This is a genomic window from Streptomyces sp. DH12 (assembly GCF_020873895.1).
Lineage (GTDB): Bacteria > Actinomycetota > Actinomycetes > Streptomycetales > Streptomycetaceae > Streptomyces.
In genome coordinates this window covers 1-446 of record NZ_JAHWGT010001132.1, presented here as the reverse complement: position 1 = coordinate 446, position 446 = coordinate 1, and the positions used below count along the sequence as shown (strand labels likewise).

At 73.1% G+C, this 446-nt stretch carries 1 protein-coding gene; it reads left to right on the top strand.

The window, feature by feature from the left end:
• Nucleotides 1-45 precede the first annotated feature (45 nt).
• The coding region (locus LPA54_RS38885; protein ID WP_228985114.1) for an iron chelate uptake ABC transporter family permease subunit at nucleotides 46-446 on the top strand (401 nt) is incomplete at its 3' end.

Sequence of the window (446 nt, the reverse complement as noted above, 5' to 3'; positions counted from 1 at the left end):
GGCTTCCGGATCTCGATCCGAGTGGAGGATAGGCTGCCTAACCGGGTGTTGGTCGAGAGTCCCCCCGAACAGCGCGCGGAGCCTGCCTCCGTGCTCCCCGGCCGCCGGGCGATACGCGCGGCCGGCCTCCTCGTGTCCCTCGCGGTCCTGGTGCTCGTCGCGCTGGCGAGCATCGCGGTCGGAGCGAAGGAACTGTCCCTGGGGCAGGTGTGGCACGGGCTGTTCGACGCGTCGGGCACCTACGCCGACACCGTGGTGTCCGACCGGCTGTCCCGCACCCTGCTGGGCCTGCTCGCCGGCGCCGCCCTCGGCCTCGCCGGGGCCGTGCTGCAGGCGCTCACCCGCAACCCGCTGGCCGACCCGGGACTCCTCGGTCTGAACGCCGGCGCCTCCGCAGCGGTCGTCACCGCCATCACCTTCTTCGGCGTCACCTCCCTGTCGGGGTA